This window comes from Meridianimarinicoccus sp. MJW13 (genome assembly GCF_014901205.1).
In the GTDB taxonomy this organism is placed as follows: Bacteria; Pseudomonadota; Alphaproteobacteria; order Rhodobacterales; family Rhodobacteraceae; genus Meridianimarinicoccus.
In genome coordinates, this window is the sequence record NZ_JACNMU010000006.1 from 131,253 (window position 1) to 153,282 (window position 22,030).

The 22,030-nt window shown below is 65.2% G+C and carries 16 protein-coding genes; 4 read left to right on the forward strand and 12 right to left on the reverse strand.

Annotated elements, in window-relative coordinates; translation table 11 throughout:
- Both secD and yajC read right to left on the reverse strand, forming a co-directional pair.
- The gene (gene secD, locus H8B03_RS12240; RefSeq protein ID WP_193142165.1) at positions 1-1,668 is read right to left on the reverse strand and encodes a protein translocase subunit SecD; all 1,668 of its coding nucleotides are present in this window, start codon (positions 1,666-1,668) and stop codon (positions 1-3) included.
- 33 nt (positions 1,669-1,701) lie between these two features.
- Positions 1,702-1,983, reverse strand: a complete 282-nt coding sequence (gene yajC, locus H8B03_RS12245; protein WP_193142326.1) for a preprotein translocase subunit YajC — start codon at positions 1,981-1,983, stop codon at positions 1,702-1,704.
- Positions 1,984-2,437: 454 nt separating this feature from the next.
- Between yajC and serS the strand changes: the two genes are divergently transcribed.
- Positions 2,438-3,730, forward strand: coding sequence for a serine--tRNA ligase (gene serS, locus H8B03_RS12250; RefSeq protein ID WP_193142166.1), 1,293 nt, complete (start codon positions 2,438-2,440; stop codon positions 3,728-3,730).
- 37 nt (positions 3,731-3,767) lie between these two features.
- On the opposite strand, the gene der is transcribed toward serS, so the two are convergent.
- From der to H8B03_RS12265, 3 genes are read right to left on the reverse strand one after another with little or no spacing between them, the layout of a single operon-like run.
- Positions 3,768-5,210, reverse strand: a complete 1,443-nt coding sequence (gene der / locus H8B03_RS12255; RefSeq protein WP_193142167.1) for a ribosome biogenesis GTPase Der — start codon at positions 5,208-5,210, stop codon at positions 3,768-3,770.
- Positions 5,211-5,261: 51 nt separating this feature from the next.
- Positions 5,262-6,689: a PQQ-like beta-propeller repeat protein gene (locus H8B03_RS12260; protein ID WP_193142168.1), complete on the reverse strand. Its 1,428-nt coding sequence runs from the start codon at positions 6,687-6,689 to the stop codon at positions 5,262-5,264.
- A 2-nt stretch (positions 6,690-6,691) separates the two neighbouring features.
- On the reverse strand, positions 6,692-7,342 hold the full coding sequence (locus H8B03_RS12265; RefSeq protein WP_193142169.1) for a hypothetical protein: 651 nt from the start codon (positions 7,340-7,342) through the stop codon (positions 6,692-6,694).
- 210 nt (positions 7,343-7,552) lie between these two features.
- On the opposite strand from H8B03_RS12265, the gene H8B03_RS12270 reads away from it, so the two are divergent.
- Positions 7,553-8,680: an efflux RND transporter periplasmic adaptor subunit gene (locus tag H8B03_RS12270; RefSeq protein WP_193142170.1), complete on the forward strand. Its 1,128-nt coding sequence runs from the start codon at positions 7,553-7,555 to the stop codon at positions 8,678-8,680.
- Complete coding sequence (locus H8B03_RS12275) at positions 8,677-12,285, forward strand: efflux RND transporter permease subunit (protein ID WP_193142171.1); 3,609 nt, start codon at positions 8,677-8,679, stop codon at positions 12,283-12,285. The genes H8B03_RS12270 and H8B03_RS12275 overlap by 4 nt, the downstream gene beginning before the upstream one ends.
- 59 nt (positions 12,286-12,344) lie before the next feature.
- Here the strand turns inward: H8B03_RS12275 and H8B03_RS12280 are convergent, their stop codons facing one another.
- From H8B03_RS12280 to H8B03_RS12305, 6 genes are all read right to left on the reverse strand, one after another.
- Positions 12,345-12,689: a hypothetical protein gene (locus H8B03_RS12280; protein WP_193142172.1), complete on the reverse strand. Its 345-nt coding sequence runs from the start codon at positions 12,687-12,689 to the stop codon at positions 12,345-12,347.
- Positions 12,686-14,545, reverse strand: coding sequence for an ABC transporter ATP-binding protein/permease (locus tag H8B03_RS12285; protein WP_193142173.1), 1,860 nt, complete (start codon positions 14,543-14,545; stop codon positions 12,686-12,688). Before H8B03_RS12285 ends, H8B03_RS12280 begins: the two co-directional genes overlap by 4 nt.
- Before the next feature lie 52 nt (positions 14,546-14,597).
- Complete coding sequence (locus H8B03_RS12290) at positions 14,598-15,920, reverse strand: LysM peptidoglycan-binding domain-containing protein (RefSeq protein ID WP_193142174.1); 1,323 nt, start codon at positions 15,918-15,920, stop codon at positions 14,598-14,600.
- A gap of 97 nt (positions 15,921-16,017) precedes the next feature.
- Complete coding sequence (gene rarD, locus H8B03_RS12295) at positions 16,018-16,935, reverse strand: EamA family transporter RarD (RefSeq protein ID WP_226925887.1); 918 nt, start codon at positions 16,933-16,935, stop codon at positions 16,018-16,020.
- A gap of 51 nt (positions 16,936-16,986) precedes the next feature.
- Positions 16,987-18,210, reverse strand: a complete 1,224-nt coding sequence (locus H8B03_RS12300) for a sigma-54 dependent transcriptional regulator (RefSeq protein ID WP_193142175.1) — start codon at positions 18,208-18,210, stop codon at positions 16,987-16,989.
- Positions 18,207-20,027, reverse strand: coding sequence for a sensor histidine kinase (locus H8B03_RS12305; protein WP_226925888.1), 1,821 nt, complete (start codon positions 20,025-20,027; stop codon positions 18,207-18,209). The genes H8B03_RS12300 and H8B03_RS12305 overlap by 4 nt, the downstream gene beginning before the upstream one ends.
- A gap of 92 nt (positions 20,028-20,119) precedes the next feature.
- Here H8B03_RS12305 and H8B03_RS12310 point away from each other — a divergent pair, with 92 nt between their 5' ends.
- Positions 20,120-21,295, forward strand: a complete 1,176-nt coding sequence (locus H8B03_RS12310; protein ID WP_193142176.1) for a cytochrome P450 — start codon at positions 20,120-20,122, stop codon at positions 21,293-21,295.
- Here the strand turns inward: H8B03_RS12310 and H8B03_RS12315 are convergent.
- Positions 21,268-21,762 (reverse strand): Lrp/AsnC family transcriptional regulator, encoded by a 495-nt coding sequence (locus H8B03_RS12315; protein ID WP_193142177.1) that lies wholly within the window; start codon positions 21,760-21,762, stop codon positions 21,268-21,270. The two genes, H8B03_RS12310 and H8B03_RS12315, sit on opposite strands and share 28 nt — an antisense overlap.
- Positions 21,763-22,030 lie beyond the last annotated feature (268 nt).

Genomic DNA, 22,030 nt, shown 5'->3' on the forward strand with positions numbered 1-22,030 from the left:
TCAGACCTCCAGAGCTTTGGGGCGACGGCGTTCGAACCAGATCACGATCATCAGACGGGTCACGAAGATCGCCGTGAAGACCGAGGTCAGGATGCCCAGCCCAAGCGTCACGGAAAAGCCGCGCACCGGGCCCGAGCCCATGACGAACAGGATGGCTGCCGTGATGAATGTGGTGACATTGGCGTCCAGAATGGCCGACAGGGCCTTTTCATAGCCCAGTTCGATGGCGCGGGCCGGACCCTTGGCGCGTTTGAGCTCTTCCTTGATCCGCTCGAACACCAGCACGTTGGCATCCACCGCCATGCCGATGGTCAGCACGATCCCGGCAATGCCCGGCAGGGTCAGTGTGGCGCCGATCAGCGACAGCAGGCCGAAGATCAACCCGACGTTGATGATGAGCGCAACGTTGGCGATCAACCCGAACAGGCCATAGCTGAGCGCCATGAACACCAGCACCCCGGCAAAGGCCACAAGGCTGGCCACCTTGCCCGCGTCGATGCTGTCCTGTCCCAGTTCGGGACCGATGGTGCGCTCTTCCAGAAAGGTCATGCCTGCGGGCAGCGCACCGGCGCGCAGAAGCACCGCCAGTTCCGTGGACCCCTCGACCGAGAAGTTGCCGGTGATGATGCCGGACCCGCCGGGAATATGGCTCTGGATCACCGGGGCCGAAATGACCTCGCCGTCCAGGATGATGCCGAAGGGGCTGCCGATGTTCTCGGCGGTATATTCACCAAACTTGCGCGCGCCTTGCGGGTTGAACCGGAAGTTCACCGCCGGGCGCCCGTTCTGGTCAAAGGCAGGCTGCGCGTCGGTCAGCTCCTCGCCCGAGACGACCACCGCGTCCTCGACGATGTAATAGGTGCCCTGCTCGTCCAGCGAGGGCATCAGCACGTTGCCGGCACCGGGACGGCTTTCGGGATCGGTGGTGCGGCCCACGACCGACTGGAAGGTCAGCCGCGCGGTGGTGCCGATCAACCCCTTCAATTCCTCGGCCGAACCAATACCCGGCACCTGGATCAGGATCCGATCCGCGCCCTGGCGCTGGATGGTCGGCTCCCGCGTGCCAACTTCGTCGACACGGCGGCGGATGATTTCAAGGCTTTGCTGAACGGTGCGCGCGTCGGTGGCTGCGCGCTCCGCCTCCGACAGACGGATCACGACATCGCTGCCCTCGGCGGAAACTTCGATGTCTGACGCCCCGACACCGGTCAGCGACACGATGGGCCGGGACAGATCGCGCGCGACCGACACGGCCCGGTCGATGCCGGCAGGTTCGCCGATGCGCACCCGCAACTCGTCCGGGGCGCTGTCCTGACGGCGGATGGTGCCGACGGTTGCACGCTCGGCCCGCAATGCGTTGCGCACCTCGGGCCACATGCCGTCCAGACGGTCGGCATAGACATCCTCGACATGGACCTCGGCCAGCAGATGCGCACCGCCGCGCAGATCAAGCCCCAGATTGACAATCCCCGAGGGCAGGAACGACGGCCAGAAACCGGCGTCCGCTTCCTGCTCGGGCGTTGCCACCCCACCCTGCGCCTCGATGGCCGCCAGCGCGTCATTGTGAACTTCCACCCGTCCGTAGAACAGGTTGGGAAGCGCCAGAATCAACCCGGCGGCCACCACCGCCCAGATGACCACCCGCTTCCAGAGGCTAATCTGTAACATGAACGCGCTCCGCGGCCCCCGGGGGGCTCAGCTTCAGTTGTTGGCCGGTTCGGTTTTGCTCAGAACCTGGGCGATGGTGCTCTGGATGACGCGCACTTTCACGCCTTCGGCCAGTTCGACCTCAAGCTCGCCGTCGTCCTTGACCTTGACGACCTTGCCAATGATGCCGCCCTGGGTGACGACCAGGTCGCCCCGGCGCAGCGCCTGAACCATCTTCTGATGCTCTTTCACTTTCTTCTGCTGCGGACGGATCAGCAGGAAGTACATGATGGCAAAGATCAGGATCAGGGGGACAAAGCTGGAAATGGCGCCCATCGGCCCGCCCGCCTGCGCGAAAGCGGGCGTAGCGGCGATGGCGACCAGAGCGGCCGTGGCAAAACGTGCGGACATGGGATCTCCTAGATGTGAGCAGGCCGGCACCCGGCCCCGGAATTAGCGCGCAACCTAGGCACAGCCCGCGCCATTGGCAAGGCGATCCCGACCTGCCGTTGCGGTGGGGTCAGTTGGCCGCGCCCTGCCCCCGACAGCGGTGCCCTCCCGCCCGTCGTCAGCGCCCCGAGGGCGCGCTTTCTCCCGTTGGGCGCGGGCGCAGCGCGTCCTGCGGCCGCGCTGCGCCCGCGCCCCTGACTTCTTTTTGGCAAAAATACTCACGGCGCGACCTCGCAACCGCGCAACGGGCTGCAGCTGAGCGGGCAGTCCACAAACCACCCTTGGCCCGCCCGTCGATCTCGTCCATAAGGCCCCCGGACCTCGCCAGACGGAAAGACCCATGCACGATATCCGCTTCATCCGCGACACCCCCGATGCCTTCGACGCCGCCATGGAACGCCGCGGCCTGTCCGGCGTTTCCGCCCAGGTTCTGGCGCTCGACAGCGCGCGGCGCGAGAAGATCACCGCCTCGGAAACCGCCCAGGCCGAGCGCAACGCCGCCTCCAAACAGGTTGGCGCCGCCAAGGCGCGCGGGGATGAGGACGAATTTTCCCGCCTCCGCGACCTGGTCGCCGCCAAGAAAACCGAGATCGCGGACTTGGATGCCGCCGCAAAGGCCGCGGACGAAGACCTGCGTGACCTGCTGATGTCCCTGCCCAACATCCTGAACGCCGAAGTCCCCGACGGCGCCGACGAAGCCGAGAACGTCGAGTTGCGCCGCTGGGGCACCCCGCGTGCGCTGGATTTCGCCCCGAAAGAGCATTTCGATCTGGACGGCGTGAAACCCGGCATGGATTTTGAAACCGCCGCCAAGCTGTCAGGCGCGCGCTTTGTCGTGCTGTCCGGCGCCGTGGCGCGGATCCATCGTGCGCTGGCGCAATTCATGGTCAACACCCATGTGGATGACAACGGGCTGACCGAAACCTGGACCCCGGTGCTGGTGCGCGAAGAGATGCTCTATGGCACCGGCCAGCTTCCGAAGTTCGGCGAGGACAGCTACCAGACCCGCGAAGGCTGGTGGCTGGTGCCCACCGCCGAGGTGACGCTGACCAATATCGTCAACGGGTTGATCGTCGATGACGCCTCACTGCCGCGCCGCTACGTCGCCCACACCCAGTGCTTCCGCTCAGAAGCCGGATCAGCGGGCCGCGACACCGCCGGCATGCTGCGCCAGCACCAGTTCGAGAAGGTCGAGATGGTGTCGATCACCCGGCCCGAGACTTCCGCCGACGAACACGACCGCATGACCCGCTGTGCCGAGGATATTCTGGAACGGCTGGGCCTGCCCTATCGTACCGTGGTGCTGTGCTCGGGCGACACCGGGTTCGGCGCGGTGCGCACCCATGACATCGAGGTCTGGCTGCCGGGCCAGGGCAGCTATCGCGAGATCTCGTCGGTGTCCAATTGCGGTGCCTTCCAGGCGCGCCGCATGAACGCCCGCTTCCGTCCCGAAGGCGGCGGCAAGCCCGAGTTCGTACACACGCTGAATGGCTCTGGGCTGGCCGTAGGCCGCACATTGATCGCGGTTCTGGAAAACGGTCAGCAAGCCGATGGCAGTGTCGATCTGCCCGCATGCCTGCATCCCTATCTGGGCGGCAAGACCCGGCTGGCCGCCGACGGCACGCTGGTCTGACCCAAGAAAAGGGCGGCCCCGAAAGGCCGCCCAGATTTCAGTCCACCCGCTTGGGGCCCAGATGCTTGCGCAGCTTCGAGGGCCCCTTTTTCTTCTTGTCCTTGTAGGGGTTCTTGTCCGCCTGGCTGCGCAGCACCAGCCGGATCGGCGTGCCGGGCATGTCAAAGTCGGCGCGCAACCCGTTGACAAGATAGCGTTTGTAGCTTTCGGGCACCTTGTCGGGATGCGAACACATCACCACGAACCCCGGCGGGCGGGTCTTGGCCTGGGTCATGTAGCGCATCTTGATCCGGCGGCCGCCCGGCGCGGGAGGCGGATGCGCCTCCAGCATTCCACTCAGCCACAGGTTCAGCTTGGCGGTCGGGATCCGGCGGTTCCAGACGTCATGCGCGCGGAACACCGCCTCCTGCAACCGCTCCATCCCCCGCCCGGTCAGGGCCGAGACGGTGACCAGCGGTGCGCCGGACAATTGCGGCAGCAGGCGGTTGAACGCCTCTTTCAATTCGGCCAGCCGCGCCTGCCGGTCTTCGACCGCATCCCATTTGTTGACAGCGATCACCACGGCCCGGCCTTCGCGTTCGGCCAGATCGGCGATGCGCAGATCCTGCTGTTCGAAGGGAATATCCGCATCCAGCAGCACGATCACGACTTCCGCGAATTTCACCGCCCGCAGCCCGTCGGACACTGACAGTTTCTCGACCTTGTCCTGGATCTTGGCGCGCTTGCGCATCCCGGCGGTGTCGAACATCCGCACCGGGGTGCCCTTCCAGATCATCGGCACGGAAATCGAATCGCGGGTGATCCCGGCCTCGGGTCCGGTCAGCAGGCGATCCTCGCCCAGCAGCCGGTTGATCAGCGTCGACTTTCCGGCATTGGGACGGCCCACCACGGCGATCTGCATGGGCTTGCCCTTGTCCAGATCGGCAACCCCGTGCTCATCAACAGCAACTTCGGTCTCGGGGGCGGTGCGTTCCGCAAGTTCTTCGAACTCCTCCGAGATCGGGCGCAGAATCGACATCAGCTCGCTCATGCCCTCGCCGTGTTCGGCGGACACCCGCAGCGGCTCTCCCAATCCCAGCGAATAGGCTTCGATGACGCCACCGTCGGCGGCAGAGCCTTCGGCCTTGTTGGCCGCCAGGATCACGCGGCGGCCGCGGCGGCGCAGGATATCTGCGAACACTTCGTCCGACGGCGTGATGCCGGTGCGCGCGTCGACCATGAACAGGCAGACATCGGCCATGTCGACGGCGCGTTCGGTCAGGCGGCGCATGCGGCCTTGCAGGCTGTCGTCGGTGACTTCCTCCAGACCGGCGGTGTCGATCACGGTAAAGCGCAGGTCGGCCAGGCGGCCCTCGCCTTCGCGCAGGTCACGGGTCACACCGGGCTGATCATCGACCAACGCCAGCTTCCGGCCGACAAGCCGGTTGAACAGGGTGGATTTGCCCACATTGGGGCGGCCCACGATGGCTAGGGTGAACATCTGCGACTCCGCTGACTGCGCTCAGGCGCGCAGCCTTACACCCTTCGCGCGTCAACGAAAAGCGTGTAGCTGTCCATCGGTGGTGACAACATACAGAGTCCGGCCCGCCACGATCGGGTTGACCGCCGCCGGCGCGCCCAGATCAATGGTGCGCAGAAGTTGTCCCGAAGCCGGATCAACCTCGCGCAGCAAGCCGTCGCTGGACACAATGATCAGACGCCCGCCGGCCAGAACCGGGCCGTAATGGGCAAAGACCCCGCGCCGCTTTTTCACCTTGTCCTTGGTGAACAGCGGCAGCGTCGCTGACCAGATCTTCTTGCCGTCTGCCGCGTTGATCCGGATCAGTTCGGCCTGATCGGACAGGAAGTAGATCGAATTGCCTTCGGGCCACACCGCACTGACCGCGCCATCCTGTGCGGTCCAGATGCGTTCGCCCGAGGCAGCATCCAGCGCCGCAAGACGGCCATTGTTGGTGCCGACATACAGGCGATTGCCCACGACGACCGGTGACGCGCTGATGTCGCTGACGGCCGTATAGGCGCGCCCCGGGCGCTGCCCCGACACGGTGGTGGACCACAGCCGCACCCCGCCCTGCCGCAGCACCGAGATCACGTCATTGGAGCCGAAGGGGAAGATCACCGACCGGCTGGTCACCGCCGGGGTCGCCCCGAAGTTCACGACCGAGCCCGATTCCTGCGCCAGCACCTGCCACAGAACCCGGCCGTTCCTGATGTCGATGGCCCAGGCCTGGCTGTCGCGGGTGGTCAAATAGACGATCCCGCCCGAGACCACGGGCGCGCCATTTGGGACCGAGCCCAGCCGTTGTTCCCAGATCGGGGTGCCGCTGGTCGCGTCGATGACCTGAAGGCGCCCGTAGGGCGAATTCACATAAAGCCGCCCGTCGGCATAGGTGACACCGCCGCCCGCGGCCTCGCCCGGACGTTCGCCTTCCGGTGTCAGGTCGCGCTGCCACAGCACCGCGCCGCTGGGCGCGGTGGCCTGCAATTGGGCAAAGGCGGTCAGGGTAAAAACCCGGCCCCCGCCCACCACCGGATCGGCGGTCATCCGCGCGCGGCGCGTGCTGGCCGACCCGATCTTGGTGCGCCAGACCTGGGTCAGCGGCGATCCCAGCGCGGGCTGCGTGATCTGATGCGTGTTGGAGCCGTTGACCGTCGGCCAGTCTGCGTTGGCGCGTGCGCCGGGCAAGCCGGTGGCGCGGCTTTCGCCGGTCACCGTATAGGGGGCGTTCGGGATGACCTTGGGCAGCGGCGCCGGTTCCTGCTGGTTGGCAAGGCTGCCGTCGCTGACGGATTCGGCATAGGCGCTTTGCGCTTCATCCACGTCGCGCAGGTCGAAGCGGTCGCCGGGCAACAGTTCTTCATCCGGACCACAGGCGGTCACACCGGCCAGCACACAGGCCAGCAGGGCAAGCGAGCGCCCGCGCGGGCGTCTCGAAACACTCGTTTCGGTCCGAATCAAGATCACGAATCTCCGTCGGCGGGACCCAGCACGATCAGGATCTGTTCGATCCGCTGCCGTTGGGCAAAGCCGGTGCCGGCATCATCGGACACCTGTTGTAGCAGATCGCGGGCAAGATCGGTTTCACCGCGCTCCATCTGCAGCAAGGCAATCTGTTCCTGCGCCAGCAGACGCAGCGGCGCGCCGGGGGCGGTCAGCGGTTCCAGCAGGGCAATCCGGTCGGCGGTCATCAGCGGATAGTCGGTCAGTCCCGCCAGTTTCAGCGCGGCCAGATCGCGATAGATCTGCGGCTGCTCCGGCGTGTCGATCACCGACTTTAGGAAGGCACCGGCCCGTTGGGCATCCACCTGCGCGGCTTCAGAGGCCGCCAGCAGCGCCACCAGCGACTTGGCGTCGCCTTCGACATCGATGCTTTCCAGCGCAGTCAGGCGCGACAGCGCCGTGTCCCGCTCCAGCGCGCTGAAGATCGAGTCGCCCAAAGCTTCGGCTGCCGCCTGTTCGCGGGCCTTTTGCCATTCCACGTAGCTGGCGCCGGCCACGATCAGAACCACAGCAAGGATCGGAATCCAGCCGTATTTGCGGGCCAATGCGAAAAGACGGTCGCGACGGACCTCTTCCGTGACCTCTTCGATAAAGCTGTCTGCCTGGCTCAATTTCCTGCCTCCACAAGCGGATGGATCGGGTTCTACGTGTCGTTGACCGCTTTGCCAAGGTCAAGGGGTCATGGCCACACCTCTTTCCTTGGAATTCTGCGTGCTACATACCTTGAAGACAGGGGCAACTCGCCCTAATCTAAACTGGTCGGTTCAGCAGCCATGCTGCGCCCTGATTGTCCTGTATATGAACACGAAATAGGTTGTACGATGAGGTTTCTTTCCATTCTGACGGCGATTGTGGTCGGTATCGCCCTGTACGCCATCGTGTTCGAGCGGGACCGGGTTCTGGCCATTGCCGGGAAGCCGCCCGAGGACGCACAGGCCGCAGGGATGCCCGAAGCGACACCCGAGGCCCCGACCTCGATTGCCGGTGACATGACGCAAGCCGAACTGGTTTCTGTGGTGGTTCTGGACAGTGTTGCCGATCTGGTCGAGACCTCGGTGGTGCTGCGCGGCCAGACCCAGGCCGACCGCGAGATCGAAGTGAAATCGCAAATCAGCGGGTTGGTGATCTCGCCCCCCCTTCAGAAGGGCACCTTTGTCGAAGCGGGCACCGTGTTGTGCGAGATCGATCCCGGCACGCGGCCTGCACAACTGGCCGAGGCCGAAGCCCGTCTGGCCGAAGCACAAATCTCCAACACCGCCGCGTCGAAGCTGGCCGAAGGCGGCTTTGCTTCGGAAACCCGTGCCGTGGGTGCCAAAGCGACCCTGCAATCCGCGCAGGCCGCCGTCGAGGCAGCGAACACCGAGATCGACCGTCTGAAAATCACCGCGCCTTTCGCTGGCCTGCTGGAAAGCGACACCGCCGAACTGGGCAGCCTGATGCAGGCCGGGGCCCATTGCGCGACGGTGATCCAGCTCAACCCGATCAAGATCGTGGCCTATCTGCCCGAAACCATGGTTGATGCCGTCAAGCTGGACGCGATGGCGCAGGCGCGCCTGTCCACGGGCCGCGAGGTCACGGGGCGTGTCACCTTTATCGCCCGCTCGGCCGATCCGCAGACCCGCACCTTCCGGGTCGAGGTCTCGGTGGAAAACGATGACCTGAGCATCCGCGACGGGCTGACCGCCAATATCGCCATCGCCGCGGACGGCGTGAAGGCGCATCTGATCCCCGCCTCGGCCCTGACCCTGAACGATCACGGCACCATGGGCGTGCGCGTGGTCGGTGACGATGACGTGGTGCAATTCTACCCGGTGCGCATTGAACGCGACACGCTGGAGGGCGTCATCATCACCGGCGTTCCTGACACGGCCGCGATCATCACCGTGGGCCAGGAATACGTGACCGAGGGCGTGCGCGTGAAAATCGGCAAGCGTGGGAGCAACGCATGACCGGTATCGTCGACTGGGCTGCCGCCCGCGCCCGGATGGTGATGGCCTTCATCGTCCTGTCGCTTGCCGTAGGGGGCTTTGCCTATTCCAAACTGCCCAAGGAAGGCGAGCCGGACATCGAAATTCCGGCCATTTTCGTCTCGGTGCCGTTCAGCGGGATTTCCGCCGAGGACAGCGAAAAACTGCTGGTCAAGACCATGGAAACCGAACTGTCCGATCTGGACGGCCTGAAATCCATGACCTCGACCGCCTCTGAAGGCTATGCCGGTGTCGGGCTGGAGTTCGAGTTCGGCTGGGACAAGTCCAAGACCCTGGCCGACGTGCGCGCCTCCATGAACACGGCCGAGGGCAAGTTCCCCGAGGGGGCGGACAAGTATTCGATCAACGAGATCAACTTCTCGGAATTTCCGATCATCATCGTCAGCCTGACCGGCAATGTGCCCGAGCGTCAGTTGCTGCACCTGTCCAAGGATCTTCAGGATCGTCTGGAAGGGCTGGAAGCCATCCTCGAGGCGCCGCTGGCCGGGCATCGCGACGAGATGCTGGAAGTCATCATCGATCCGGTGCGCCTGGAAGCCTATAACATCACCGCCGCCGATCTGGTCAACGCGGTGGTTAACAACAACCAACTGATCGCCGCGGGCGAACTGGAAATGGAAAGCGGTGCGTTTTCGGTCAAGATCCCCTCGTCCTTCGACGAGAGCCGCGACGTGTTCAACCTGCCGGTCAAGACCAACGGCGACCGGGTGGTAACGCTGAACGACGTGGCCGACATCCGCCTGACCTTTGAAGACCGTGCCGGCACCGCCCGGTTCAACGGCGAGCAGACGGTGGCGTTGCAGGTGGTCAAGCGCAAGGGCTTCAACCTGATCGACACCGCTGAACTGGTCCGCGCCGAGGTCTCCGCCGAGGTCGAGACCTGGCCGCCCGAATTGCAGAACGCGGTGTCGGTCACCACGTCAAACGACCAGTCCACCACAGTGGATTCCATGGTCAAGCAGCTGGAAGGTTCGGTCCTGACCGCCATCGCGCTGGTGATGATCGTGGTGCTGGCCTCGCTGGGCGCGCGTCCGGCGCTGCTGGTGGGCTTTGCCATCCCGACCTCGTTCCTGCTGTGTTTCGCACTGCTGGCGGTGATGGGGATCTCGATCTCGAACATCGTGATGTTCGGCCTGATCCTGGCCGTGGGGATGCTGGTGGACGGGGCCATCGTGGTGGTGGAATACGCCGACCGGCGCATTTCCGAAGGCACCGGCCCGATGCACGCCTATGTGGAAGCCGCCAAGCGCATGTTCTGGCCGGTTGTGTCCTCGACCGCGACGACTTTGTGCGCCTTCCTGCCGATGCTGTTCTGGCCCGGCGTTCCGGGCGAATTCATGGGCATGTTGCCGGTAACGCTGATTTTCGTGCTGTCGGCCTCGCTGGTGGTGGCGCTGGTCTACCTTCCGGTCATGGGCGGCGTGTCGGGACGTCTGGCGCGCTCCTATGGCCACATTTCAGACGGGCTGCGCCGCTGGCCGCTGCTGCTGCGGATCGTGCTTGTGCCGGTGGGCCTGTACCTGGCCTTTATGGGCGCGATGCAGCTTCTGAACCCCGCCTATCTGCTGGGGGACGGGGCACCGTCGGGGATCATGGGTGTGCTGCCCGGATTGATCCTGTTCTCGGTGGGCACCTCCTTTGCCTCTATTGCCATGGCCGCCGTCAAACCATCGCGGAGCGAGCGCAAGATCCGCGCCGGCTATCGCCGCACGCCGTTTGGCCGGTTCATCACCTTCATCGCCGGCAATCCGATCATGCCGGTGGTCACCATCGTCGGTGTCGGCTTCATCGTCATGTCGGTGTTTTCCTACTTCGGCGAGAACAACAACGGCGTCGAGTTCTTCGTGGAAAGCGAGCCCGAGCAGGCGATCATCTATGTCAAGGCGCGGGGCAACCTGTCGCTGCACGAGCGCGACGCGCTGGTCAACGAGGTCGAACAGGTGGTGCTGGCCACCGATGGTGTCGACAGCGCCTTTGCCTTTGCCGGTGACGGCGGGCTGAACCAGAACACCGGCGGCGGCGAAGCGCCCAATGACACCGTGGGTCAGGTCCAGATCGAGATCACTCCGTGGAACGACCGCCCCCGTGTTGCGGCAGAAGGCGGCTGGTTCAAACAGCTGTTCCTGCGCGAAGAGGTCGATCCCTATTACGACGGCGACGCGGTGTTGGCGCGTCTTCAGGCCCAGTTGGACCAGATCCCCGGCATCCAGACCGAAGTTCTGGACCTGTCGCGCGGTCCGTCCTCGGGCAAACCGGTGCATCTGCGCGTCACCGGCACGGATTGGGCGCCGATGGAGCAATCCATCGAAACCGTCCGCACCAAGTTGCAATCGATGGAAGGCATCACCGCCATCGAGGATACGCTGCCCCTGCCCGGCATCGACTGGCAGATCGACGTGGACGTGGAAAAGGCCGGACGTTTCGGGGCCGATGTGGCCACCGTCGGCACCATGGTGCAACTGGTGACACGCGGCGTGCTGCTGGACACCATGCGCGTCGACAGCTCGGACGAGGAAATCGACATCCGCGTGCGCCTGCCTGAACAGGACCGCGTGCTGTCCACGCTGGACACCCTGCGCGTGCGCACCGTCGATGGGCTGGTGCCGCTGGCCAATTTCATCACCATCACCCCGGTCAAGAAACTGGCCGAGATCAATCGCGTCGACCAGAAGCGATACTATGACATCAAGGCCGATGTGCTGCCGGGGCTGACCAATGACGCGGGCCAGCCAATCACCGCCAACGAACGCATCGCGGCGCTGACCGAGTGGCTGCAGAACGACCGTCCGCTGCCCGCGGGCGTGGATTGGGAATGGACCGGCGATCAGGAGGATCAGGCCGAAAGCCAGGCCTTCCTGGGCAATGCCTTCGCCGGGGCGCTGGGGCTGATGTTCATCATCCTGCTGGCGCAGTTCAACAGCTTCTACAACTCGGTTCTGGTGCTGCTGGCGGTGATCCTGTCCACCACCGGCGTGCTGATCGGGATGCTGGTGATGAACCAGCCGTTCTCGATCATCATGACCGGCACCGGGATTGTCGCGCTGGCCGGGATCGTGGTGAACAACAACATCGTTCTGATCGACACCTATCAGGAATACAGCCGCTACATGCCGCGGATCGAGGCGATCATCCGCACCGCCGAAACCCGCATTCGCCCGGTGCTGCTGACCACGCTGACCACCATGGCGGGCCTGACACCGATGATGTTCGGCCTGTCGCTGGACTTCCTTGGCGGCGGCTCGACACTCGACAGCCCTACGGCGCTGTGGTGGAAGCAGCTGGCCACGGCGGTGGTCTTTGGCCTTGGCGTCGCGACCATGCTGACGCTGGTGGTCACCCCGGCCCTGCTGGCGCTGCGGGTGTGGTTCTGGACCTATGTCAACGCCCTGTTCCGGATGCTGGCGCGGGTAACCGGCGGACGCGGGTCACGCGCTGCCGAGGATTGGATGCTGCGCCGCAAGGCCGCCAAGATGAAATCCTCGGAGATCATCTGGGACGTGGCCGGGCGGGACCAGGCCACGCGGATCGAGCCGCACGGATCGCCCCCATTGCGCGCGGCGGAATAGACACAAAAAAGGGCGGCCTTGCGGGGCCGCCCTTCTTCATCCGGGGAATGATGCGCGGTTCAAACTTCGACGATGCCGCCATAGCTGGCCATCGCGTGATCTTTCCCTCGCCAATCGACGCCCTTGTCTTCAAGGCTCGGCCGGAAAATAAACCAGACACGGTCGGGATGGGCCAGGGTGCTGTCGTGCACCGGTTCGACATCGATCACCGTGCCTCCGAAGGCGCTGGGACTGGCCTTGGTTTCATGCAGATAGATCCGCCCGTCGATCAGTGACCGGGCGTCGTCGAGGGACATGTCCCATTTTCCCGAGCGCCAGGTACCGTCCGTCTTGTCCAGAATTTCGACGTTTTTTAGTCCGGGGCCGTTGTCCGACCGCTTGCAGATGAAATGCGCAACCTTCATGTCTGTTTGTCTCCTTGTTCGGTGTCCACCTGCGCCTGCCACATGGCCGCGTATTGCCCCTGCCGGGCCAGCAACTCGGCGTGCGAGCCGCGCTCGACCACCAGCCCTTGCTTCAGAACCACGATCTCCTTGGCCTCGACAACCGTGGACAGGCGGTGCGCGATGGTGATGACCGTGCGGCCCTCGCCAATGGCGCGCAGGCTGTCCTGAATGTCGCGTTCGGTTGCGGTGTCCAGCGCGCTGGTGGCTTCGTCCAGCAGCACGATGGGCGGATTCTTCAGCAGGGTGCGGGCAATGCCGACGCGCTGTTTCTCGCCGCCTGACAGTTTCAGCCCGCGTTCGCCGACCTGGGTGTCATAGCCGTCGGGCAGGTCCGCGATGAAGGCGTGCAGATGTGCGGCGCGGGCGGCGGCATGGACCTCCTCGCGGGTGGCCTCGGGGCGGCCGTAGGCGATGTTGTAGTAAAGCGTGTCGTTGAACAGCACCGTGTCCTGCGGCACGATCCCGATGGCGGCGTGCAGGCTGTCCTGCGTGACGCTGCGCAGATCCTGCCCGTCGATGCGGATCGCCCCGCCCGACACGTCATAAAAGCGGAACAACAGCCGCCCGATGGTGGATTTTCCCGCCCCCGAAGGCCCGACGATGGCCAGCGTTTCGCCGGGCTGGATACTGAAGCTGACACCCTTCAGGATCGGTCGTTCGGGGTCATAGCCGAAGGCCACGTTGTCAAAGCTGACCGCCCCTTCGGTCACTTTCAGGGGCCGCGCATCGGGGGCATCCGATATTTCCGCGGGCTGGTCCAGCAGGCCAAACAGTTCGCCCATGTCCACGAGGCTTTGCCGGATTTCGCGGTACACCATGCCCAGCATGTTCAGCGGCATGGTGATCTGGATCATATAAGCGTTGACCATGACGAAATCGCCCACGGTCAGCGTGCCCTTCTGCACCCCCAGGGCCGCCATCACCATCACCGCGATCAGACCGGCCGAGATGATCAGCGACTGCCCGAAGTTCAGGAAGGCCAGCGAATAGGAGGTGCGGATCGCCGCGTCCTCATAGCCCGCCATGGCGCTGTCGTAACGCTCGGCCTCGCGGTTCTCGGCGCCGAAATACTTGACGGTCTCGAAGTTCAGCAGGCTGTCGATGGCCTTCTGGTTGGCGTCGGTGTCCTGACGGTTCATCTCGCGCCGGATCGTCACTCGCCATTCGGTGACCTTGAAGGTGAAGGCCACGTAGGCGACGATCGTGACGCCCACGACCACCAGGTACCAGATCGAGAACAGCGTCGCCAGAACGACGCCCACCAGCGCCAGTTCCAGCACCAGCGGGCCGATGGAAAACAGGATGAAGCGCAGCAGGAAGGAAACACCCTTGACGCCGCGCTCCATGATCCGGCTCAGCCCGCCGGTCTTGCGCGTGATATGATAGCGCAGCGACATGGCGTGGATGTGCTGGAAGGTCTGCAATGCCACGGCCCGCAGGGCGCGTTGGCCGACGCGGGCAAATACCGCATCGCGCAACTGCTGGAACCCGACGGTCAGGATGCGCGCCACCCCGTAAGCCACGGTCAGCCCCACGGCCCCCAGCGCCAGCATCCGCGGCCCGTCGCCGCCATCGCCCGCCAGGGCATCCACGGCTTCCTTGTAAAAGAACGGCGTGCCCACCGCGACCAGCTTGGCCACGATCAGGGCGGTCAGGGCCAGCACCACGCGGATGCGGATTTCGGGCGCATCCTTCGGCCAAAGGTATGGTGCCACGCGTGCGATCACCGCCGGATCGGTGGCCGTGGGTCCCTCGGCGGCGCCGTCAGGTGATTTCGACAGACCCGCGGGGCTGGAATATGCATCGGATCTCATGGGGGCTCCGCCAGTGACTACCTCAGAGACCTAGGGTCTCGGGCCGGGAATGTCACGGCTGGCCGGAGGTCGCGGGCAAATCAAAGACCTGGCCGGGGTAGATCAGGTTAGGGTCGCGGATCTGGTCGCGATTGGCTTCGAACACCTGCACATAACGAGTGCCCGCGCCATAGAGATCCTGCGCGATGGCCCACAGCGTGGCGCCGGGCTGCACCGTGACGATCCGGGCGCCAGATCCATTCAGCGCCTGCTGTACGATGCCCGGGGCTTCACGGCGGAAGGGCACGTCGGCCTGCCCCAGAACGGCCCCCGACGGGTCGAGGCTTTCGACGCGCAGATCGTAAAGCCCCGGCGCGACGTCAGAGATAACCAGCGACCAAAGCCCGTCTTCGGTGACGGTGCCGGTGCCGCGCAGGGTGCCGTTCAGACGCACCCGCACCGGGCCGGAAGCGCCCGCGCGGCCCTTCAGCACCACGGTGTCATCGGTGCCATAGTCGATGGTGTCGATGCGCAGCGCCGTCGCCGCATCAAGCCGCGGCACATCCAGCGCCGCAATGCCCTCGCGGCTGGACAGCAACACGCGCGGGGCGGCTTTGGGCGGGGCTGGGGCACGCTCGGTGGCGGGTGGGGGCGTTGTTTCGGCTGGGGACGACTCCCCTACTGCCCCGAAGGTCGCCTGCGCCTGCGGGGAAGTTTCCGGGCTTGTCTCGGGCTGTGCGTTTTCGTTCACGGCTTGCGGCACCACGTCCGGCGCGCTCCCGACCTCTGGCACCGCATCTCCGTTCGGCAAGGACGCCAGATCCATCGGTTGATCGATGCGAACCCGCGGGTCGGTCTGCCCTGTCTGCACCGAAAGATCCTCTGCCGGTCGTTGGGCCAGCGTGCCGGCCAGCGTCGTACCAGCGTCAAGGCTGTGCTGGGCAGGCGCGATCAGGACCGTGTCCACCGAGGCCAGCATGTCACCCTCGGCGGTTTCAGCCATCAGCCACATGACGCGCGGCTCATCCCCGGCCTCCAGCGCCACGAAGACCACGAAACTGCCGCTGGCATCGGCGCGGGTTTCGGCCATGGTCTGACCGTCCAGCACAACCGCCACGCGGGCGTTGGGACGGGCTTGCCCGGCCACCACCGTGGTGCCATCAGGCTCGACCCGTACCAGATCGAAACTGGGTTCGCCCTGCGATAGGGTTCTGGCGGGATCATTCGGCACCGCGTCCACGCCCGATTGTGGCGGGATCGCGGCCACCTCCGTTTCCGGTGCCTCCAGCTGCGGGAACACACCACTGACCAGCAATCCGCCCGCGCCAAGCCCCACAGCTGCCGCCAGCCACAACGGCCAGCGGTGCCGGGTCTGCTCTGCGGGGCGGTGGTCCATGGGGCGGGGTCCTGTTGCGATCAGCCAAGGTCAGGGCGAAATTTCGCCCTGTATCCTGTAGTTTACCACAGGTCACACCCGAAGGCCGCAAATTCGCTCAGGCCGGAGGACGGCTGTGGTGCCGATACCTCAGGCTGTCGAGGGAATAGAGGGTCAGGCCACTCCAGATCAGCGCGAAGGCAATCATGTGCCAGACCGTGAACGGCTCTCCAAAAATCAGCACCGCGATGAGGAACTGCAGCGTCGGGTTAAGATACTGCACCAGCCCGACTGTCGGCAGCGACACCCGCCGTGCGGCATAGGAAAACAGCAGCAAGGGCAGCCCGGTCAGCGGGCCGGACAGGATGAGCAGAAGCGAGACACCGAGATCCGTGCCGAAAACCCCGCCCGTCCGCCCGGTTAGCCCGGTCCAGTCCCACAGATGCACGCCAATCAGCCACAGCAGCGCGAAAGGCGCCAGCACCAGCACCTCGGCCGCGACCGAGGCCCCGGCCCCGCCCGGCACCATCCGCTTCAAGGCGCCATACAAGGCGAAGGTCACGGCCAGCATCAACGCGATCCTCGGCACGATGCCCAGACCGGCGGTCAGGATCGTGACCGCCAGCGCCGCCAGCGCCACTGCCACCCATTGTACCGGGCGCAACCGGTCGCCGAACACCAACCGGCCCAGGATGACCGTGACCAGCGGGAAGATGTAATAGCCCAGGCTGGCCTGAAGCGCCTTGCCCACCTGCACCGAATAGATGAACCCCAACCAGTTGCTGCCGATCAGCAATGACGCCAGCACCGTCAGCAGGAACAGTCGCGGGGTCGCGAGACAGGCCAGGATCTGCCGCGCCCGGCCCTGCAGCGCCAGCACCCCGGCCAGCGCCAATAGCGACCACAGCGTACGATGCGCCAGCACCTCCAGCGGCGGCACATCGGCCAGCAGCTTGTAGAACAGGCTGGACAGCCCCCAGATGGTGCTGGCCGCAATCATCGCCGCGAGGCCCTGCAATTGTGGCGAGCGTGCCATTCTGGCGTCCTTGTCCGAGGGTCTGGTCCGCGCCGGGGCGGCAAGCCTCTGCTATCGGAAATCCTCGGGCTTTAGTCCATGGCGCGAGAGCTTGTCGTAGAAAGTTTTTCGCGGCAGGCGCAGATCCTTGGCCGCTTCGGACGCATTGCCGCGCGCCCGCGTCAGGGCATCAACCAGAAAAGACCGCTCCACCCGCGCCATGCGCTCGGCCAGCCCCTCGCCCTCGGCCTCGTCCTGATCGGTCAGACCAAGGGCAAATCGCATCGCCGCGTTCATCAGCGCGCGGGCATTGCCGGGCCAGTCCTGCGCCATCAGGCGGGCGATATGGTCCGGCGTGATCGGCGGCTCGTCCAGCGCGGCCTGTTCGCAGGCATTGGCGACATAATGGCGAAACAGCACACTGATATCCTCGGGCCGGTCCCGCAACGCCGGGATGCGCACCTGCACCGCGCCCAGCTTCAGCGCCAGATCCGGATCGAACCGGCCCTGTGCGGCCTCGGCGGCAAGATCGCGATAGGTGCCGGCCAGCACGCGGGCACGCCCGGATTCCTCCAGCTTCTCGCGCAGGAAATATTGCGACTCGGGCGGCAGGGCGGCGACCTCATCCAGAAACAGGCTGCCCTGCCCGGCTTCGGTCAGAGCCGCCAACAACCTGTCCGGACCCAGCCCCGCCGAGGCGCGCTTTTCGAACGGATGGCGCGCGCGCGGCGACAGCAGGTGGGTCACCTCGGCCACCTTGGGCGTGCCGGTGCCCGGATCGCCGGTCACCAGAACATCCACCGGCTTGGCCGCCACATGGCGCACGGCATTGCGCAGCGCCTCGGCCTGCTTCGAAATGCCGAAGATCATCCGCGTGGCCGCGTCGCCTTCGGTCGCGCGTGCCTTCAGGGCGCGGTTTTCCAGCACCAGTGCCCGCAGCCGCAAGGCGCGTTCCAGCACGGCGATCAGGGTCTTGGGCGCACAGGGTTTTTCCAGAAAGTCGAAGGCCCCTTCCGACATCGCCCGCACCGCCATGGGAATGTCGCCCTCGCCGGTCAGCAGGATCACCGGCAGATCCTTGTCCTGCTTCTGGGCATAGTCCAGCAGGTGAAACCCGTCGCGCCCCGGCATCCGGATATCGGACAGGATCACCCCGTCAAAGCCACGGCTGATGTGATCCTTGGCGACCACGAAACTGCCCGCGCTGATGGCCGAGTAGCCGCCCAGTTCCAGGGTCTGGGCCAGCGCCTCGCGCACCTGGGCATCGTCTTCGACCAGCAACACGCGTCGGCTCATGCGGCGCTCCTTTCTGCCACGCGCGGCAGACGCACCGTGAAGATGGCGCCGCCTTGGGGATGGTTTTCCCCCTCGATATCACCCCCGAAGCTTTGCACCAGCCCATAAGAGATCGACAGCCCCAGCCCCATGGAATCCTGTGCCACCGATTTGGTGGAATAGAAGGGATCGAAAATCTTTTCGGGCTGGTCCAGACCCGGCCCGGTGTCGCGGACCGACACCACGACCTGGGCATCGCCCTCGGGCGCGACGGTGATTTCCAGCCGTTTGAAGGGCTGGCCGTCCATGGCGTCGGCGGCGTTGGACACCAGGTTCATCACCACCTGCTGAAGCCGCACGCTGCCCGCCCGCACCACGAAGGTCTGTTCGGGCGGCTGCCAAAGCACCTCGACCCCGGCGCGGGTCAGGCGCGCGGCGCTGATTTCCAGCGCGGCATCCACCACTGCCACCGGATCGACATTGCTGAGCGGCGCATCCTCCTGCCGGGCGAAGGCGCGCAGGTTCTTGATGATCCGGCCCATGCGGCGCGACAGTTCCGAGATCTTGCCAAGGTTGGCGGCGGCCACTTCGGTCTTGCCCATCTCGATGAACTGGGTGCCGTTTTCGGCAAAGGTCTGGATCGCCATCAGCGGCTGGTTCAACTCATGACTGATCCCCGCCGACATTTCCCCCAGCGCCGACAGTTTGCCCGCCTGCACCAGCCGTGCCTGTGTCCGGCGCAATTCCTCTTCGACCTTGATGCGATCGTCGACCTCGCTGCGCAGGGCCTTGTTGGCCCGCGACAGTTCCACCGTGCGTTCGGCAACGCGGCGCTCCAGCATCTCTTGCGCGGCGGCCTGATCCGACAGCCGCTTGTTGATGCGGCGACGCCGGTTCAGCAGGAACAGGCCAACGGCGAAAGCGGTGACATACAGACCGACCGCCAGTGTGGCCTGCAGGATCGCCAGCCGTCGCGCCGGGGCGGCATTGGCCAGACCCTCGGCCAGAAAACCGATCACCGGCAGATCCTTGGAAATATGTATCGCTGTTTCAGGGATATAGGGGCCAGAGTTGATGTTCCAGACCTCGAACTCTCCGACCATGCGGCTGCGGTATTCCGGAAAGGGTTTCAGATGGGCGGGATCATAGCTGGCCGACAGCGCCCTGGGCAGCGGCACCGCCATGTCGCGGGTCAGCACCAACTCGCTGCGCGACGACAGGAAGACAACGCCCAATTCGTCGCGGAACATGACGACCGGGGCATCGCCGCGCCACTCGGCCTCGGTGCTTTCGATGTCGGCCACCACCACCACAACGCCCAGCGGCGGCCCGCCCACACCGTGCACCGGGGCCGCGACCGAAAAGGTGCGGCGGCTTTCGCCCGGCAGGACCGAATGGTAAGTGCCAAGCGCCCCGTTCATGGCGCGGTGAAAATAGCTCTGCTCGACGTGATTGATCCGCGCGGCCACTTGCGGGTGGGCGGCGGACTGGATGCGGCCCAGTTGATCCAGCAGGATGATGTTGTAGACTCCGGTCTTGTCGGCCACCGACAGCAGCAGCGCCCCGGCGTCGGCGGCCAGCTCGGACGAGGCCGCATCCCCGGCCCGCAGTCGTGCCGCCAGCGTCGGGTGATCCGCGGCCAGAACCGCCAGTTCCTGAAACCGGTGCAATTGCCCGATGAAGCGATCCGAGGCCAGCGCCAGATCCGCCTCGCCCCGTTCCGCGACCCCGCGCAGGGCCGCCTCATAGGACACCCACCAGACGCTCAGCCCCGTGGCCGCGCCGCCCAGCAGCAACAGCACGAAGATCACGATGCGCATCAGAGACTTCGGTTTCATGAACCGCCCCAAGTGTGGTTCCCGAAGGGAAGCAGGACTTGCGCCGCACCGCAAGGCCCCGCAAACAGGATCACAGTCAGACCGGAGGCCCGATGCGCAGCTTTTCCCAATCTCCCCGCGATCCCGATTTCGTGCAGAACCCCTATGCGTTCTATGACCGGGCCCGCGCCACCGGACCGGCGATCTGGTGGGAAGACTACAAGATGCCGGCGTTGTTGAGCCACGAAAGCGTCATGGCGGCGCTGAAGCACCCGGATCTGGCGCGGGTGCCGCCGGATGGCCTGCCGGGCTTTGCGCCACATCTGGACGATTTCGCGGCGGTCGAACGGCACTCGCTGCTCAGCCTCGAAGGCCCGGCCCATGCCCGCCTGCGCAAACTGGTGCTGCGTGCCTTCACCACCGGGCGCATCCGAGGCATGGCGCCCGAGATCACCACCCTGTGTCATGATCTGATCGACCGCTTCCCGGACCAGCCCTTTGACCTGATGGCGGCCTATTGCAGCCAGGTGCCGGTGATCGTGATTGCGCGCCTGCTGGGAGTCGATCCGGCCCATCGCGGCCAGCTTCTGGACTGGTCACATGCGATGGTGGCCATGTACCAGGCCCGTGTCGACCGCGCGGCCGAGGATGCGGCCAACACCGCCACGGCAGAGTTTTCAGCCTGGCTGCAACAGGTGCTGGCCGAGAAATCCGCGCAGCCCGATGGCGGGTTGCTGAGCGCGCTTTGCGCTGCGCAGGACGCCGATCACCTGAGCGCCGACGAGATCGTCGCCCTGTCCATCCTGCTGCTGAACGCCGGGCATGAGGCCACGGTCAGCGCCCTTGGCAATGCGGTGACTACGCTGTTGGCCACCGGCCAGCCGGACGTCTGGACCCGGCCCGAAACCTCGGAAGGCATGGTCGAGGAATGCCTGCGCATCGATCCGCCGTTGCACATCTTCACCCGCTATGCACTGCGCCCGGTCGAGATCGGGGGCGCGACGCTGGCACCGGGGGATGAGGTTGCCTGCGTGCTGGGCGCGGCCAATCGCGACCCGGTGGCCTATGACGCCCCGGCCGAGTTCCGCCCCGGCCGGAAAGGGCCGCTTCTGACCAGTTTTGGCGCCGGGGTGCATTTCTGCCTTGGGGCACCGCTGGCCCGGCTGGAAATGCGCATCGCATTGGAGGTGCTGTTTGACCGCTGTCCCGGCCTGACCCTGACCGCGCCGCCGCACTACGCCGACAGCTATCACTTCCATGGCTACCCGTCGCTGCTGGTCTCGGTCTGAACCGGCCAGACGGGCAAAGCCGTGGTGTCCTTGATCCGCTCCATCGACAGCAAGGCGGTGACGTTGAAAATTTTCACCTCGGCGATCAGCGCCTGGTAGAACACGTCATAGGCGCGGGCATTGGCGACCTGCACCTTGAGGATATAGTCGATGTCCCCGGCCAGCCGATGCGCCTCCAGCACCTCGGGCCGGGCGCGCAGGGTGGCCAGGAACTTCTGCTGCCAGACGGCCTCGTGTTCCGAGGTGCGGATCAGCACGAAGAAGCAGGCCTCAAGCCCCAGCGCTTCGGGATCCAGGATGGCGGTGGTCTTTCCGATCACCCCGGCCTCGCGCATCTTGCGGATGCGGTTCCACACCGGCGTCTTGGAAGAGCCCACCCGGCGGGCGATTTCATCCAGGGTGCGTGAGGCATCCTCCTGCAGTTCCGCAAGAATTTTCCGATCAAGCTCATCCAGACGGACCGACATTCTGCACACCTTCATTTTCTGAACCAATGGTCCCCAAATCACTGAATCAAAGGACACACGTTCTTATTACCCGCGATATCTATCTTAATCCAAGAACATTATTCTATATTGCACTGCAGAAACCATGAAGTTGGACGCCAGATGCCTCGTTGCCCGATCCCAATGCCAGCCCAGACAGGCCGCGCCATGCGCGGTTGGGCTGTACGGTCGTGCCGATGTTGCCAAGCCCGTCCCGACAATTGCACAGGCCGCCGCGCCAGACAGTCAA